The sequence below is a fragment of the Bradyrhizobium sp. AZCC 1578 genome (assembly GCF_036924675.1).
In the GTDB taxonomy this organism is placed as follows: Bacteria; Pseudomonadota; Alphaproteobacteria; order Rhizobiales; family Xanthobacteraceae; genus Bradyrhizobium.
Map to the genome: position 1 here is coordinate 7,378,337 of NZ_JAZHRZ010000001.1, position 14,742 is coordinate 7,393,078.

12 protein-coding genes are annotated in these 14,742 nt (G+C 61.0%); 5 read left to right on the forward strand and 7 right to left on the reverse strand.

From position 1 onward, the window contains the following. Window positions 1-240: 240 nt before the first annotated feature. From V1290_RS35250 to V1290_RS35260, 3 genes are all read left to right on the forward strand, one after another. Window positions 241-1,239 (forward strand): Bug family tripartite tricarboxylate transporter substrate binding protein, encoded by a 999-nt coding sequence (locus V1290_RS35250; protein WP_334368669.1) that lies wholly within the window; start codon window positions 241-243, stop codon window positions 1,237-1,239. A 180-nt stretch (window positions 1,240-1,419) separates the two neighbouring features. Next, complete coding sequence (locus tag V1290_RS35255; RefSeq protein WP_334368671.1) at window positions 1,420-2,457, forward strand: SH3 domain-containing protein; 1,038 nt, start codon at window positions 1,420-1,422, stop codon at window positions 2,455-2,457. A gap of 240 nt (window positions 2,458-2,697) precedes the next feature. Beyond that, a complete protein-coding gene (locus V1290_RS35260) occupies window positions 2,698-2,958 on the forward strand; it encodes a PepSY domain-containing protein (protein ID WP_028346352.1) in 261 nt (86 codons plus the stop codon). A 97-nt stretch (window positions 2,959-3,055) separates the two neighbouring features. Here V1290_RS35260 and V1290_RS35265 read toward each other — a convergent pair whose 3' ends face one another. Then, window positions 3,056-5,125, reverse strand: a complete 2,070-nt coding sequence (locus V1290_RS35265) for an ATP-dependent helicase (RefSeq protein ID WP_334368674.1) — start codon at window positions 5,123-5,125, stop codon at window positions 3,056-3,058. Window positions 5,126-5,330: 205 nt separating this feature from the next. Between V1290_RS35265 and V1290_RS35270 the strand changes: the two genes are divergently transcribed. Beyond that, the gene (locus V1290_RS35270; RefSeq protein ID WP_334368675.1) at window positions 5,331-6,317 is read left to right on the forward strand and encodes a tripartite tricarboxylate transporter substrate binding protein; all 987 of its coding nucleotides are present in this window, start codon (window positions 5,331-5,333) and stop codon (window positions 6,315-6,317) included. Between the two features lie 703 nt (window positions 6,318-7,020). Beyond that, window positions 7,021-7,458 carry a hypothetical protein gene (locus V1290_RS35275; protein WP_334368676.1) on the forward strand — a complete coding sequence of 146 codons (438 nt, stop codon included), beginning with the start codon at window positions 7,021-7,023 and terminating at the stop codon, window positions 7,456-7,458. Between the two features lie 324 nt (window positions 7,459-7,782). Here V1290_RS35275 and V1290_RS35280 read toward each other — a convergent pair whose 3' ends face one another. The 6 genes from V1290_RS35280 to V1290_RS35300 form a co-directional block, all read right to left on the reverse strand. Further along, window positions 7,783-8,238 carry a hypothetical protein gene (locus V1290_RS35280; protein WP_334368678.1) on the reverse strand — a complete coding sequence of 152 codons (456 nt, stop codon included), beginning with the start codon at window positions 8,236-8,238 and terminating at the stop codon, window positions 7,783-7,785. Window positions 8,239-8,326: 88 nt separating this feature from the next. Beyond that, window positions 8,327-8,659 (reverse strand): hypothetical protein, encoded by a 333-nt coding sequence (locus V1290_RS35285; protein WP_334368680.1) that lies wholly within the window; start codon window positions 8,657-8,659, stop codon window positions 8,327-8,329. A gap of 139 nt (window positions 8,660-8,798) precedes the next feature. Further along, complete coding sequence (locus V1290_RS35290; protein WP_334368682.1) at window positions 8,799-9,005, reverse strand: hypothetical protein; 207 nt, start codon at window positions 9,003-9,005, stop codon at window positions 8,799-8,801. 194 nt (window positions 9,006-9,199) lie between these two features. After that, the gene (locus V1290_RS35295; RefSeq protein ID WP_334368683.1) at window positions 9,200-9,865 is read right to left on the reverse strand and encodes a hypothetical protein; all 666 of its coding nucleotides are present in this window, start codon (window positions 9,863-9,865) and stop codon (window positions 9,200-9,202) included. Then, on the reverse strand, window positions 9,862-10,539 hold the full coding sequence (locus V1290_RS36665) for an SIR2 family protein (RefSeq protein WP_442895035.1): 678 nt from the start codon (window positions 10,537-10,539) through the stop codon (window positions 9,862-9,864). Before V1290_RS36665 ends, V1290_RS35295 begins: the two co-directional genes overlap by 4 nt. An 81-nt stretch (window positions 10,540-10,620) precedes the next feature. After that, window positions 10,621-14,367, reverse strand: coding sequence for a vitamin B12-dependent ribonucleotide reductase (locus V1290_RS35300; protein WP_334368685.1), 3,747 nt, complete (start codon window positions 14,365-14,367; stop codon window positions 10,621-10,623). Window positions 14,368-14,742 lie beyond the last annotated feature (375 nt).

A 14,742-nucleotide genomic window follows, 5' to 3' on the forward strand; every position in this document is an offset into this window, starting at 1 on the left:
GTGGGCCAGGTCACAGATCCGGGTCGACTGTCCCGGGGTGAGTGGGCTGCGCCATCGTCGGGGTCCTTTTGTTTAGTGAGCGGGTTCCCAGCATCGCGGACAGCCCGTAAGCTGTGTTAGCCGAACGCGCCCCACCTCTCGTCAGAGATCATCGCGGAACGCCGATCGAAGACGGAGCGAAGGAGAAGAGAACAGCGAAAAGCTGTGAGGCGGCGTATGGCCTAAAAGGGGAGGACACCGATGCCGCTGTCTATCGACCGCCGTCGCGCGCTTGCGCTCCTTGGCTCTTCCGTTGCCGCGCCGTGGCTTATGCCGCACGCGGGACGCGCGGCAGAGGCCTGGCCGATCCGGCCCGTGAAATACGTCAACGGCTTTCCGGCCGGCGGCGCCACCGACACGCTCTCGCGCCTGCTCTGCCAGAAGATGAGCGAACTGTCCGGGCAATCTTTCGTGGTCGAGAACAAGGCCGGCGCCGGCGGTGTGCTGGGCGCGGACGCGATCGCAAAAGCGCCGGCGGACGGCTACACGGTCGGGCTCGGCGGCATCGCCTCCAACGTGCTCGCAATCGGTAGCTACGCAAAACTCCCGTATCGCCCGCGCGAGGATTTCACCTTCATCTCCGGCATGTGGCAATTGCCGAACATTTTAAGCGCGAAGAAGGACCTGTTCTCCGCAGACCTCAAGGAATTGCTCGCGGCGTTCAAGAAGGAGCCGGGCAAATACACCTATGCCTCCGCGGGCTTCGGCACCACGCTGCATCTCTCCGGCGAAATGCTGAACAGCATGGCCGGCGTCCAGCTCCGCCACGTGCCCTATCGCGGCGCAGCTCCAGCGCTGAACGACCTGCTCGGCGGCAATGTCGATCTGCTGTTCGACAACCTGCCGGGCTCGCTGCCGAGCGTGCGCTCCGGCGCGATCAGGCCGGTCGCGGTCACCGCGAAGAAGCGGATCGCGGAGCTTCCTGACGTGCCCGCGTTCGCCGAATTGCTGCCCGGCTACGAGATCACCTCATGGACCGCGCTGATCGGCCCCGCCAACATGCCGCCCGACCTCGTCGCGCAGATCAACGCGCTCACCGCAAAGGCCCTGAACGACCCCTGGCTCAAACAGCGCTACGCCGACTTAGGCGCCACCACGTGGCCGACCACGCCGCAGGAGATCACGGCTTATCGCGACAGCGAGGAAGCGCGACTGTTGCCGATCATGAAGGCGGCGGGAATTAAGCCGGAAGGTGGGTGAGGGTGGTCTCCGAGGCTCGCCTGCCGAGATCGCCCTGAGAGTTTGCTTGCGCAGAGCCCATGACGAACAAATGAGCCGCGTCTCGCGCCTGCGAGACGCCTGCATCCTTCGGCTAACGCGACCCTCCTCAGGGAACACCTGTTTCGCTGCGGCGTTCCTGCTCGAGAGGAGGAATTCGCCATGAAATTTAGAGCATTGTTCATTGCAGCAGCCATGCTGCTGATGCCGACCGCCGCACTGGCAGCGCCGGGCATCGTTACCACCACGGTCAGCCTGAAGGCCGGGCCCGGTGAAGGCTTTCCGACCGTCGACCGCATTCCCGGCGGCACCCGTGTCAACATCCACGGGTGCTTCAGAGGCAAGGCCTGGTGCGATGTGAGCTGGTCGGAGGATCGTGGCTGGGTGTCGTCGCGGTATCTCCAATATCTCTACCGCAACCGCTACGTCTATCTGCCCGACTATGTCGACGAGATCGACGTTCCCATCGTGCCGTTCGTGCTGACCACGTACTGGTCGAGCCACTATGCGGCACGTCCCTGGTATCACCGCCGCGCCCACTGGAGTGGCTACTGGCGGTCGCATGAGCGTGTCGCAACGCGGTTGACGATCGACCGCTCGGCGGCCCGGATCGGCCGCGCGGCGGTCGCGCGCGACGCTGCGCTCCCCGAGGCAAGGACGCGTGTCGGCGTCGAGGAGAGGTCGCGTGCCCGTGTCGAGGAACGGACGCGCGCCGGTGTGACGGAGCGGAGCCGCGCCGGCGTGACGGAACGCGTGACGCGGGAGAGGGACATCACGACGCGTGGCGCACGCGAAGGGCGCGAACGCGCGGTGGTGCGGGACCGCATGACGCGGGAAGACGCGCGGACGGCGCGTGAGAGCGCGCGGCGGATGACGCGTGAGGACGCAAGAGCGACGGTGCGCGAGCAGCCGACAACCCGCGGCCGCCCCCCGCAGACGCCGCCGATCATGGCGCGCGGCCATGACGAACCGCGTGCGGCTGCGCCGCGGATGGACCGTGCCACGCCTCGCATGACGCAGCCCGATGCGGCGCGCGGTGGCGGCGGCCCGCCGAACGTACGCGCGCAGCAGACGCCGGCCCCGGCCGCCCCGCGCGCAGCAGCGCCCGCGACGCAGGGCGGCGGCGCGCCGCAGATCGCACCGCGCGGGGGTGGCGGTGGACCGGGCGGTGGCGGAGGCCCCGGTCAGGACAGGCGCTAAATGAAAGAAAAGCCCGGCCGTGAGCCGGGCTTTTCTTTTGCGCGACGATCATCCGGACAACGCTTGGGTACTACGCTGCTCCAAGCGTGTATGGCGAGCTAGTTAGCGAGCGGGAACCGCCGCGAAATCGCCACAACTGCCGAAATTTCACGCTGTTCCGCGATCTCTGGTGTTGGAACACACTACACTGCCGCTCGTTCTAACTGGCGTAACGGCTCAACGCGTTCGACAGGAGTGTCCATGCGAAATGTCATTCTTCCAATTGTCACTGCCTTAGCGCTTGGTGCAGCGACACCTGCCGTCGCCTTCGATTCCGGTGACCAGATTTCGATGGAGACCGCGCTCGACGTGGCGACCGGTCTCGGCGTCATGACGGTGTCCTACACCCAGTTCCAAGGCGATCAGTGGGAGATCAAAGGCCGCGACCGCGCGGGTCGCTGGATGGAAGTCTATGTCGACTCGCGAACCGGCGAAGTGCGCCACATGAATCGCGGATGGTAGTTGCGTTCTCACCGGCGAGTAACGAGTAGCAAGCAGCCTGTATGAGCCAAACCGGGTCGCGCATTCGCGCGACCCGGTTGCTCGTCCGGCCACGCTGCTAACGCCACATGCCGCGCATGCGTTCACGAATATCCATCTGCACGTTTTGATTTGGCGTCGGGCGTGCCGCCGGGGACGCAGCCGGCCATGTCTGCCGTTCGAACAGCTTGACCAGATGATCCGGTATGAACCGCGTCCGGGACGCATAGACATGCCGGTCGCCGCGTGCCTGCTGGCCGTGCACGAAGAAGCGCTGCGGCACGATCAGATGCAGATCGTCCTTGGCGCGCGTCATCGCAACATACAGAAGACGTCGCTCTTCTTCGAGTTCAGCCGTCGTGCCGGCGCCGAGATCAGACGGCATGCAGCCGTCGACGACGTTCAAGGCGTATACCGACTTCCATTCCTGACCCTTGGCAGAGTGGATCGTGGACAGGATCAGATAGTCTTCGTCTCGCAGTGGTGGCCCGGAGCGATCGCTGGTCGCGTCAGGTGGATCGAGCGTGAGCTCGGTCAGAAAGCGCTCGCGGGAAGGATAGCCCGAGGCGATCTGCTCGAGCTGCAATAGATCAGCCAGCCGCACCTCGGCATCCTCGTGGATTCGCCCCAGATGCGGGGTGTACCAGAGCCTGATACGTTCGATGTCAACAGGCCATTCCGAATAGCGGAGATTACCAAGCGTTTCGACGAACGCGGTCCAATCCTGGCCGGCGCGGGGAGGCGTCGGCAGCGCTGCAAGCGCGGCGATCGGATCGGCCATGACGGTGGTTTGATCGAGAATGCGCTGCGCCGACGCCGGGCCGATACCGGGCAGCAAATGAAGCACGCGGAATCCGGCGACGCGGTCCCGTGGGTTCTCGACGAACTTGAGCAGCGCCAGCACATCTTTTACGTGGGCGGCGTCCAGGAACTTCAGGCCGCCGAACTTGACGAAGGGAATATTGCGCCGCGTCAGCTCGACCTCCAGCGGGCCGCTGTGTGAGGACGTCCGGAACAGAACAGCCTGCTCCTTGAGACGCGATCCTTCCTCGCGGTTCGACAGCACCTGCTCGACGATGTAGCGCGCCTGGTCGGCCTCATCGCGAACCGTGACCAGACGCGGCAGCTGGGCCGAATTGCGCTCGGTCCAGAGGTTTTTGGTGAACCGTTCCCTGGCAAGTCCAATCACGCCATTGGCGGCCGCCAGAACCGGCTGCGTGGAGCGATAGTTGCGGTCGAGCGTAATGATCTCTGCTTTTGGGCTGAAGTGATCGGGAAAATCCAGAATGTTTCTGACAGTGGCCGCGCGAAACGAATAGATCGATTGGGCGTCGTCCCCGACCACAGTAAGGCCGCGTCCATCCGGCTTGAGCGCCAGGAGTATCGTCGCCTGAAGCCGGTTGGTGTCCTGATACTCGTCGACCATGACATGATCGAACCGGCCGCCGATCTCCTGCGCGATTGCAGGCTCCGAGACCATCTGCGCCCACCACAGCAGGAGGTCGTCATAGTCGAGCACGTTCTGCTTCTGCTTGGCCTCGACGTAAGCAGCGAACAATCGCTTGAGTTCGTCAGCCCATCCCGAGCACCAGGGATAATGCTGCCCGAGCACCGCCTCGATCGGCGCCTGCGCGTTCACGCAACGGGAATAGATCGCAAGACATGTGCCCTTGGTGGGAAAACGAGACTCGGTCTTTGAAAATCCGAGCTCGTGGCGCACCAGGTTGAGCAGATCAGCCGAATCCTCGCGATCATGGATGGTGAAGGCCGGATCGAAGCCGATGCGTTCGGCGTATTCGCGCAGCAGCCGCGCCCCGATGCCATGGAAGGTCCCGGCCCAGGTCAGCGCCTCCGTCATAATGCCGGCCTTATCGCCGAGGACACGGCGCGCGATGCGTTCGACACGCTGCGTCATCTCGGCGGCCGCACGGCGCGAAAACGTCATCAGCAGCATGCGGCGCGGGTCGGCGCCTTTGATGATGAGATGGGCAACCCGGTGCGCGAGCGTGTTGGTCTTTCCGGATCCTGCGCCGGCAATGACAAGAAGCGGGACGCCGATGGTTCCGTCCGCCGCAATGCCGTGCTCGACGGCCCTGCGCTGCTCTGCATTGAGGCTTTCCAGATATTGATCGGTAGTTTCAGCGAGCACGAATCACCCCATGTCGATCGGAGGATCGGCGGATTCGCTGAAGGTCGCAATGAGGGATGTCCGCGGCTCGCCTTCGGCTAATTCGCCCTACGTTTGCTTCTCCTTGACATGTCAGTGCTCCGCCACCCGAATGGCGAATAGCGCATAAGCGCCCGTCGCGGTGTCTCACCCGGCGCATAAAAAACAGAGCGGGAGGGTTTTGCGAATGTTTCGCCAGGTCAGCAATTTGGTCAGAAATCTCGCGCTTGCGGCGCTTGCGGCCGCAAGCCTGCTCGGCCCCGGAAACGCGCAAGCGGCCTTCCCCGAGCGGCCGATCACGCTGATCGTGCCGTGGGCCGCCGGCGGCGGCACCGACGCGGTCGCGCGCCAGATCGCGAGCATGCTGGAACGCGATCTCAAGCAGCCGGTAAACGTCGTGAACCGCACTGGCGGGTCGGGCGTGGTCGGCCACCAGGCGATCGCCACCGCTGCGCCTGACGGTTACACGTTCGGTCTCATCACGCTCGAGATCAACCTGATGCACTGGGTGGGGCTCACCGATCTCACCTGGGAGAAGTATACGCCGATCGCGCTGGTCAACCAGGACCCCGCCGCGATCCACGTGAAGGCGGACTCGCCCTACAAGACCGTCAAGGAGCTGTTCGCGCATATCAAGGCGAACCCGAACAAGATCGTGGCCTCGGGTACGGGGCAGGGCGGAAGCTGGCATGTCGCGCTCGCCGGCCTGATGCAGGCCGACGGCGTTTCGCCCGGTTCGATCCGTTGGGTGCCGTCCACCGGCGCCGCGACCGCGCTGACCGATCTCGCGGCCGGCGGCGTCGACTTCGTCGCGTGCTCGATGCCGGAAGCCGAGGCGCTGATCAAGGCAGGGCGGATCCGCAGCCTCGTGTTCTTCTCACCCAAACGCGCGCCGAACTTCCCTGATGTGCCGACCACCGAGGAGGCGACGGGTCACAAGTGGCACAAGGGTGTGTGGCGCGGCTTTGCGGCGCCAAAGGGCCTGCCGAAGGAGATTGCCGCGCAGTACGCGACCGCAATCAAGAAGATCTGGGACAGCGAAGAGTTCAAGGAGTTCATGAACAGGCGCGGCTTCGACATGATCTATCTGGACTCGGCGAAGTTCGCGGAGTTCATGAAGGCGGACAACGAGGACAACGGCAAGGCGCTGAAGTCGCTTGGGCTGGCGAAGTAAGTGAATAGTGAGCGTAGCCCGGATGAGCCAACGGGTCGCGCGAATGCGCGCCCGATGACAGGCTCCGCGATATCCGGGTGGTGCTGGGGTCGTCCCGGATATCGCCGCGCTCGTCGGGGCTGCTTGCTGACGATCTCGCCTCCCGGACTCGGTGCAGATACTCTTCCGCAGTACACCGCAGGGCCCAGACACAAAATCGCGAAAACAACCCCATGCAAAGTAGCGAGCGCAGCCCGGATGAGCCAATGGGTCGCGCGAATGCGCGCCCGATGGCAGGCTCCACGAAATCCGAGGCGGTGCTCGGGTTGTCCCGGATATCACTGTGCTTATCCGGGCTACTCGCTGTGGAAGAAAAGGGGGCTACAGTCAACGCAAGGCCGAGCCGCCATGCCGCGTGCGTGTCTCGCATCGGAACCCAAGGGGAACGGTAGCCCGTTCCTCCGGTCTTGGCATCGGCGGTACGTTGTCGAAGATGTCCTCCTGAAATTTTTGAGGCACCCACTTGGCTTGGGTGTAGAATTGATGCCGGTTGCCCACTACAGGAGGTAAGCCATGAACAGGCTCTACTCTCGCGTCGGTTGGGTTCTACGTCGCATCGGCAGCCCTCACCATCACATCGGCATCGGCTCTTCCCACCGAGGAAGTCCCGAAGACCGAACCAGAGTACATCGCCAAGGTGAAGACCGCTGCTCCGGCGTCGGTCGTGAACAACGCGACGATCACCATGCCGCAGCCGGATGGATCTTCCAAGACGATCCAAACCGGATCGAACGGTTTCACTTGCTTTATCGGAAATGACGGAACGCCCGAATGCGATGACGAGAACGCCATGGAATGGCGCAAGGCTCTGCAGGCCAAACAGACTCCGCCGAACAAAATTGGCCTCATTTTCATGCTGGACGGTGACACAGGCACGAGCAATCATGATTCCGCCGAACGGCACACGCACAAGCATTGGGTCCAGACCGGGCCGCATGTCATGATCGTCGGCGGCGCAGCACGCGAGATGCTCAGTCCCTATCCGCGCGATCTGGATGTCAAAGACCCGACGCAGCCCTACGTCATGTTCCCCGGCAAACCCAACGAGCACCTGATGATCCCGGTACACTCGGAACCGATAACGACGGGCAGTGCGCGGTAACGCGCGCGAATTCCGCCGTGCCTGAGGCCAACGGCACGGCGGTCGGCTAGGTTGAAACAGCGGAACCGGCTCCGTGGCGCTGCCCGTCGGGATGGTGCCCCGTTGTCTGGAATATGCTCGGTGGGTAGGGTGGATTAGCCAACGGGTCCGCGCGATGCGCGGTCCGATAACAGGCTCCGCGTAACCGCGGATCAATCGCTGGGATTACAGTGACAGTGCACTAAACAGCACTTCGCCTTCGGCAGATTAAGTGCACTGTCACCGTAATCAGGCCGTACGCCGCCGTTGCGTGCGGCCTCTGAGAAGAGAATGGAGCGGTCATCTTCAACGAAGTCGTTCGCCGAGCATTGTATCTGTGTCGAATTCCCAGACTTCCACTCCGCTCGGTACCATGTGTCCATGTGTTTGAAGATAATAGGACGCGAGGCTGAGTCCACGACGGTGGTGTCTCAAAACGAACATGATCCGCCGAAATCCTCCAAGTGCAATGTGAAAGTAGTACATCGCTTCGTTCCAAACGGTCATCTTTGCACTTGGCATGTTGCCCGCTTGTGTCCATGTATGAGACTTGCATTCAACAAGGACCGCCGGTGATTTACTGCCGAGATCAAAGCGGTGCATCTTCTTCAGATGCGTTACTCCAACTGGAACTGAAAAGTTTGGTTCTAATTCTAGAGCCTCGGTCGTTTGGAAGAACTTCTTTGCCATTACCTCAAAGGCGCTCCCCACTCCGGCGCTGTGAGGAGCGCCGAGCCTCTGGAAGTTATTAATGTCGCCCATGTTCGACTTCCCCACGATCGATAAAGGTCACATGGAAGTATAAAGAACTACGCCACGGTGAGACAGGCTATGGTCCATAATGCTTTTGTTACGTGAGAAGCTTGATTAGCAACTCCGCAATCCTATCGGCGCCCGCATCCATAAGTTTTCCGAGGCCTTTCTGGAGAGAGCCCTTTGCAGCTTTTCCACTTGCCTCCTTCAGCGTCTTCTGAGCTGTCTTCAGCATCCCGGTCTCTACCAGTGGGGATTTCAAGACGTTCAGGGTGGTCTCTAAGATGGCAATCAACTGCTGTCGCTCAACGTCAGTGAGTAGTTGCTCAGCCGTCGGGGCATTGGCTCCTTTAACCTGCACGACTATGCTATCAAGCAGAACTGATATTAGGTTTATTTTCTGCTTTGCTTCGGAGGCCACGCCAACCATTACCCATTGCTCGGCAGTGCAAGTGACTGGCTTCAGCCGAGGAGGCTCTTTCTGGATTGTCGGCACCGGAGCGTCGGGGGCGGACGCTTGATCTTCGCTCTTCAAAAATGACCGAACTCGATCCGCAATTCTGATTGCGTCACGCTTTCTGACCGTTGCTGGGATTAACCGATAGTCGGTTCTCCATATAAGCAGTGTTAGTCCATCCCATTATCTCTAAGACAACGAGGGATAGTTCACCTAGGTCAGCTACATCGATCGTATCGGGCTTGCTGTCCAAGTCGAAGATTATGTCCTCGACACTGTCGAGCATGCGATGAATATCTTCAATTGGAAATTCATTCACGGCCCGCTTCCTTGGCTGCGCTTGTGGACTTCGTGTGACAGTGCATTCAATTCGTAGCTGAGAACCATGCGGCGTCTTCGAGTTAAGTCCACTGTCACCGTAATCCCCCATGAGCGAAGCGAGATGCGGGAGCGAGTTCTTGGTCCCCGATCGAGTATTCCATTCGGGCTGCGTTCGTTGCGAGGAAAGTTGCGTTAGAGATACGGTGTATGACTTGGTATTAGCTGCGCAGCCTTCGGATACTGGCTCAGAAATATCTTGGCTTCGCGCGCAGCCGATCTTGGAAGCTGTTTGTCAGGAAATCTAACAGCGGCCGCGAGAGAAGTGACGTTTGCATTGAATGGAACGCTAAAAAAAGGAGGTTGAGAGGCGCGATCGTCCTTCGATCGTAGCAATAGATAAATCAGAGATGCTTGGTAGCCGAGTGCATACGAAGCGTTCCAATAGCTTTTCTCCTTTATATAATCGTCGACAATATGCTCGTAAGTATGCACCTGCGAGTGGACGTGAGTCGCGGAGTGATACTCTCCTGTCTTCTTCATTGTGAGAATTCGCTTGAGCCCATGTATCAGGCCGTCTTGGTAGCTCAATACGAAAAGTAGGAGGCTAGGTTGCTTCTTGATGAAGGCGTCGGCAGTCTTGCTGTGAATGTTTAGGGCCAGCGGGAGCAAAATTGCGCAGGCTTCAAATGCTTCGTCTCGAACAATTCCGCACCGTTCGGTAAGCTGGGTGCGCACTTCTTCAAAGAAGTATGCTCCGTCCGTTTCTATCGGGACGAGAGTGATCGGTGTCTTTGCAAGTTTTCCTTGGTCAATGCTGGGTGAGACAAAGTACGATTGGCGGGCGCTCGATCCCATCATCTTGGAAATATTTCGTAACAGGCGAAGATAGTTGTCGTCCGAAAGAGAATAACAACGTAGACTACCGTCTTGCGTGCGATCAGTGACTTGAGATGAGCGCCTAGCGGTCCGTTGTTTAAGCGCTTATAGGATTGTCGGTAGTCACTGGTGGTTGCAACAATTGATCCAAAGTTTGTTATCGATCCATGTATCTTCATGACCCGTCGGCGTGATGCGTCCCAGAATGCAAGATCGCTATCGTAGACGAAGGCATCAAACCCGCACGCGCGCTCGAAAAAATCATCCCAGTTCGTTGTTATTACGTCCGCTATCGTATGGAGCGGCGAGATCGCCCTATGAACTCGGGTCATGGCTTGGTAAAATTCATCGAATGAAATGAAGTAATCGAATCGCTTTTTTATCTTTTTGAGCAGTCTGAGCCTTCCGTCAGGTTGAGCACAAAGAGCGTCCATTAGTCTTGGAAAAGAGATATGTTCGGTTAACTTAAGTTCGGATCGGATTTCTTCGTAGAATGTAGTTCGCGAATAAGTCCGGTTTTCAGTGCTAATTCCTGCACCGGCAAAAATCACGACTTCCCCGTTGGCTATTGCATCAAGGAGGTGTGGAGGAATTGAAAAAGGCTTCCTGTCACGGCAATGGGCGCAAACGCAATCCTGTAGGTGAATGCTCGCCATATGATTGTCTGCCTGTGTTAAAGGCCGCTCGTTTGAGCGGCCTTTGGATTGTTTGAAACCAGCAATGAGATTGACGACCTCTCACGAACACCCCGTCGTAGACCCACACGTATCGCACTTCATGCACGTGCCATTCCGCACCAGCGTGAAGTTGCCGCACTCCGAGCACATCTCGCCTTCGTAGCCCTTGGCCTTGGCTTCCGCGCGGCGTTCGGCCTTGCTGGGGGCGACCGCTACCGCCGCGCTGCCGGACTTGCTCCATTGCAGAGCTCCCAGCTTTTCTGTCGGGGACAGGTCGTGCTGGGATTCCTGCCTTAAGGCCACCGCGCCTTCGTGGGCGTCGGAGGCGCGGGCGCTGGGGCCGTGGCCGGCGATCGCGGTGACGTTGTGGGAGCCGCGGGCATCCACATCGCCGCCGCGCATCACCACCAGATTATCCGTGCGCGAGCGGGTCAGGCCCTTGGACAGGTACTTGGTTGCCTGCTGGCCCTGGTCGGACGGCTCCTTGCCTTCCTCGACGCCCTTGCCGAGCGCGTCGAAATTCGACTCGGTCGGATCGACATGGGCGAGATCGAAGCGCGACATGTAGCTGACCGCGAGTTCGCGGAACACATAGTCGAGGATCGAGGTCGCGTACTTGATGGAGTCGTTGCCCTGCACGGGGCCCGCCGGCTCGAAGCGGGTGAAGGTGAAGGCGTCGACATATTCCTCCAGCGGCACGCCGTATTGCAGGCCGAGCGAGACGGCGATCGCAAAGTTGTTGATGAAGGAGCGGAGCGCCGCGCCTTCCTTGTGCATGTCGATGAAGATCTCGCCGAGACGGCCGTCGTCATATTCGCCGGTGCGCAAGTACACCTTGTGGCCGCCGACCACCGCCTTCTGGGTGTAACCCTTGCGGCGATCCGGCATCTTCTCGCGCTCGCGCATCACGACGATGCGCTCGACCAGTTTTTCGACGATCTTTTCCGAGACCTGCGCGGTGCGCGCGGCCATCGGCTTCTCGTAGAGCGCCTCCACCGCATCGTCCTCGTCGTCATCATCGGCGATGAGCTGCGAGTTCAAGGGCTGGCTCAGCTTCGAGCCGTCGCGGTAGAGCGCGTTGGCCTTCAGCGCGAGCTTCCAGGACAGCAAATACGCCGCCTTGCAGTCCTCGACGGTGGCGTCGTTCGGCATGTTGATGGTCTTCGAGATCGCACCCGAGATGAACGGCTGCGAGGCCGCCATCATGCGGATGTGGCTCTCGACCGACAGATAGCGCTTGCCGATCTTGCCGCAGGGGTTGGCGCAGTCGAACACCGGATAGTGCTCGGCCTTCAAGTGAGGCGCGCCTTCCACCGTCATCGCGCCGCAGATGTGCACGTTCGCGGCCTCGATCTCGCGTTTTGTAAACCCGAGCGCGGCGAGGAGGTCGAAGCCGGGGGCCGCGATCGTCTCGGGCGCGAGGTTCAGCGTGTCGCGCAAAAAGTCTTCGCCAAAGGTCCACTTGTTGAAGGCGAACTTGATGTCGAACGCGGTCGGCAGCGCCTTTTCCACCTTGGCCAAGGCTTCGTCGGTGAAGCCCTTGGCCTTGAGGGTGGTGGCGTTGATGCCGGGGGCGTTGGAGAGCGAGCCGTGGCCGACGGCGTAGGCCTCGATCTCGGCGATCTCGCTTTCGCGGTAGCCGAGCGCGCGCAGCGCTTCGGGCACGGCCTGGTTGATGATCTTCCAGTAGCCGCCGCCGGCGAGCTTCTTGAACTTCACCAGCGCGAAATCAGGCTCGATGCCGGTGGTGTCGCAATCCATCACGAGGCCAATGGTGCCGGTAGGTGCCACGACAGTCGTCTGCGCGTTGCGGAAACCGTTGGCTTCGCCGAGGGCGAGGGCGTCGTCCCAGGCCTTGGTCGCATGCGCGATCACGTCTCCTTGCGGGCAGGAGGCGTGGTCGAGCGGCACCGGGTTGACGCTGAGCGACTCATAGCCCGAGGCGTGGCCGTGGGCGGCGCGGCGGTGGTTGCGGATCACGCGCAGCATGTGCTGGGCGTTCTTCTTGTAGCCGGGGAAGGTGCCGAGCTCGGCCGCCATCTCGGCCGAGGTCTTGTAGGCGATGCCGGTCATCACAGCGGTCAGCGCGCCGCACAGCGAACGGCCTTCCTTGGAGTCATAGGGCAGGCCCATGGTCATCAAGAGGCCGCCGATGTTGGCAAAACCCAGGCCCAGCGTGCGGAACTCGTAGGAGAGCTCGGCGATCGCCTTCGACGGGAATTGCGCCATCATCACGGAGATTTCGAGCACGATGGTCCAGAGCCGGCACAGGTGCTCATAGGCCTCGACGTCGAACCGCTTGGTCGTGGTCGAATAGAACGTCAGCAGATTGGCGGAGGCGAGATTGCACGCCGTGTCATCCAGGAACATGTATTCCGAGCACGGGTTCGACGCGCGGATGTCGCCGGACGCCTTGCAGGTGTGCCAGTCGTTCATGGTGGTGTTGAAGTGCAACCCCGGATCGGCCGAGGCCCAGGCGGCGTGGCCGATCTTTTCCCAGAGCTCGCGCGCCTTCAGCGTTTTTGTAATCTTCTTGTTGGTGCGGCCGATCAGATTCCACTCGCCGTCGGTCTCCACCGCGCGAAGGAAGTCGTCCTTCAGCGAGACCGAATTGTTGGAGTTCTGGCCGGAGACGGTCAGGTACGCTTCCGAATCCCAATCGGTGTCGTAGATCGGGAAGTCGATGTCCTTGTAGCCCTGCTTGGCGAACTGGATCACCCGCTTGATGTAGTTGTCGGGCACCAGCGCGCGGCGCGCCAGCTTGATCTCGCGGCGCAGCGCTGGGTTCTTTTCGGGATCGAAGCAGTCGTCGCCCGAACCCTCGCAGTTCACGCAGGCCTTCAGCACGGCCTTGAGGTGCTTTTGGTTGATCTTGGAGCCGGTGACAAGGGCGGCAACCTTCTGCTCCTCCTTCACCTTCCAGTCGATATAGGTCTCGATGTCGGGGTGATCGACGTCGACCACGACCATCTTGGCCGCGCGGCGCGTGGTGCCGCCGCTCTTGATGGCTCCCGCCGCGCGGTCGCCGATCTTGAGAAAACTCATCAGGCCGCTCGAGCGGCCGCCGCCGGAGAGGCGCTCGCCTTCGCCGCGCAGGCGCGAGAAGTTCGAGCCGGTGCCGGAGCCGTATTTGAACAGGCGCGCCTCACGCACCCAGAGGTCCATGATGCCGCCCTCGTTGACGAGGTCGTCCTCGATGCCCTGGATGAAGCAGGCGTGCGGCTGCGGGTGCTCGTAGGCCGATTTCGACTTGGTTAGCTTGCCGGTCTTCCAGTCGACGTAATAATGGCCCTGGCCGGGGCCGTCGATGCCGTAAGCCCAATGAAGCCCGGTGTTGAACCATTGCGGCGAATTCGGCGCGACCATCTGCTTTGCGAGCTGGTAGCGCAGCTCGTCGTAGAACGCTTGCGCGTCTTCATCGCTGGAGAAGTAGCCGCCCTTCCAGCCCCAATAGGTCCAGCAGCCGGCGAGGCGATCGAACACCTGTTTTGCGCTGGTCTCGCCGATATAGCGCTCACTTTCGGGGAGCAGGGCGAGGGCCTCGGTGTCCGGCACCGAGCGCCATAGCCACGACGGGACGGTCTCTTCCTCGACCTTCTTCAGCCGCGCAGCGACGCCGGCCTTGCGAAAGTACTTCTGCGCCAGGACGTCGGAGGCGACCTGCGACCAGAACTGGGGCACTTCGACGTTCTCGAGCCGAAACACGACCGAGCCGTCGGGGTTGCGGATCTCCGATGTCGTCAGCCTGAAATCAATCCCTGCATAGGGTGACTGGCCGGAAGTGGTGTTGCGCCGTTCGATTCGCATAGTTGTCGTGCCCCGTCTTCTTGCCCGGTCCGCATTTCCTGCGGTTGCCGGATGTTGCAGTGAGCGAACCTTCGGCACCAAGGTTGAAGACAACCTTGGCCCTTGAGATCCGCCAGCTCTACCGGTGAACCCGGCCCTGTTTCTGTCTTCGCCACCCCAAGGGCTCGTCCCGCCTTTCCGGCAAGGCCAGCCCCTTCCTTCGTTTGAGCATGGTCTGTTCGGAAAACCGGTACCCACTTTTCCGGACCATGCTCCCAACTCAACGCCGCAACTCGTCGCCTTGAGCCATTCGGCTCGTTTTTTAAGGCCCGGATCGCCCCCGAATTTTGGGCAGACAAGCCCTCGATCCGTGCCTCAACCGGCTGACGGAGTGCT

Bases quoted from the DNA above. Each gene is read 5' to 3' on its own strand.
- V1290_RS35250 (WP_334368669.1), top strand. From the start codon at position 241: ATGCCGCTGTCTATCGACCGCCGTCGCGCGCTTGCGCTCCTTGGCTCT.
- V1290_RS35260 (WP_028346352.1), top strand. From the start codon at position 2,698: ATGCGAAATGTCATTCTTCCAATTGTCACTGCCTTAGCGCTTGGTGCA.
- V1290_RS35270 (WP_334368675.1), top strand. From the start codon at position 5,331: ATGTTTCGCCAGGTCAGCAATTTGGTCAGAAATCTCGCGCTTGCGGCG.
- V1290_RS35280 (WP_334368678.1), bottom strand. From the start codon at position 8,238: ATGGGCGACATTAATAACTTCCAGAGGCTCGGCGCTCCTCACAGCGCC.
- V1290_RS35255 (WP_334368671.1), top strand. From the start codon at position 1,420: ATGAAATTTAGAGCATTGTTCATTGCAGCAGCCATGCTGCTGATGCCG.
- V1290_RS35300 (WP_334368685.1), bottom strand. From the start codon at position 14,367: ATGCGAATCGAACGGCGCAACACCACTTCCGGCCAGTCACCCTATGCA.
- V1290_RS36665 (WP_442895035.1), bottom strand. From the start codon at position 10,539: ATGGCGAGCATTCACCTACAGGATTGCGTTTGCGCCCATTGCCGTGAC.
- V1290_RS35295 (WP_334368683.1), bottom strand. From the start codon at position 9,865: ATGATGGGATCGAGCGCCCGCCAATCGTACTTTGTCTCACCCAGCATT.
- V1290_RS35285 (WP_334368680.1), bottom strand. From the start codon at position 8,659: ATGGTTGGCGTGGCCTCCGAAGCAAAGCAGAAAATAAACCTAATATCA.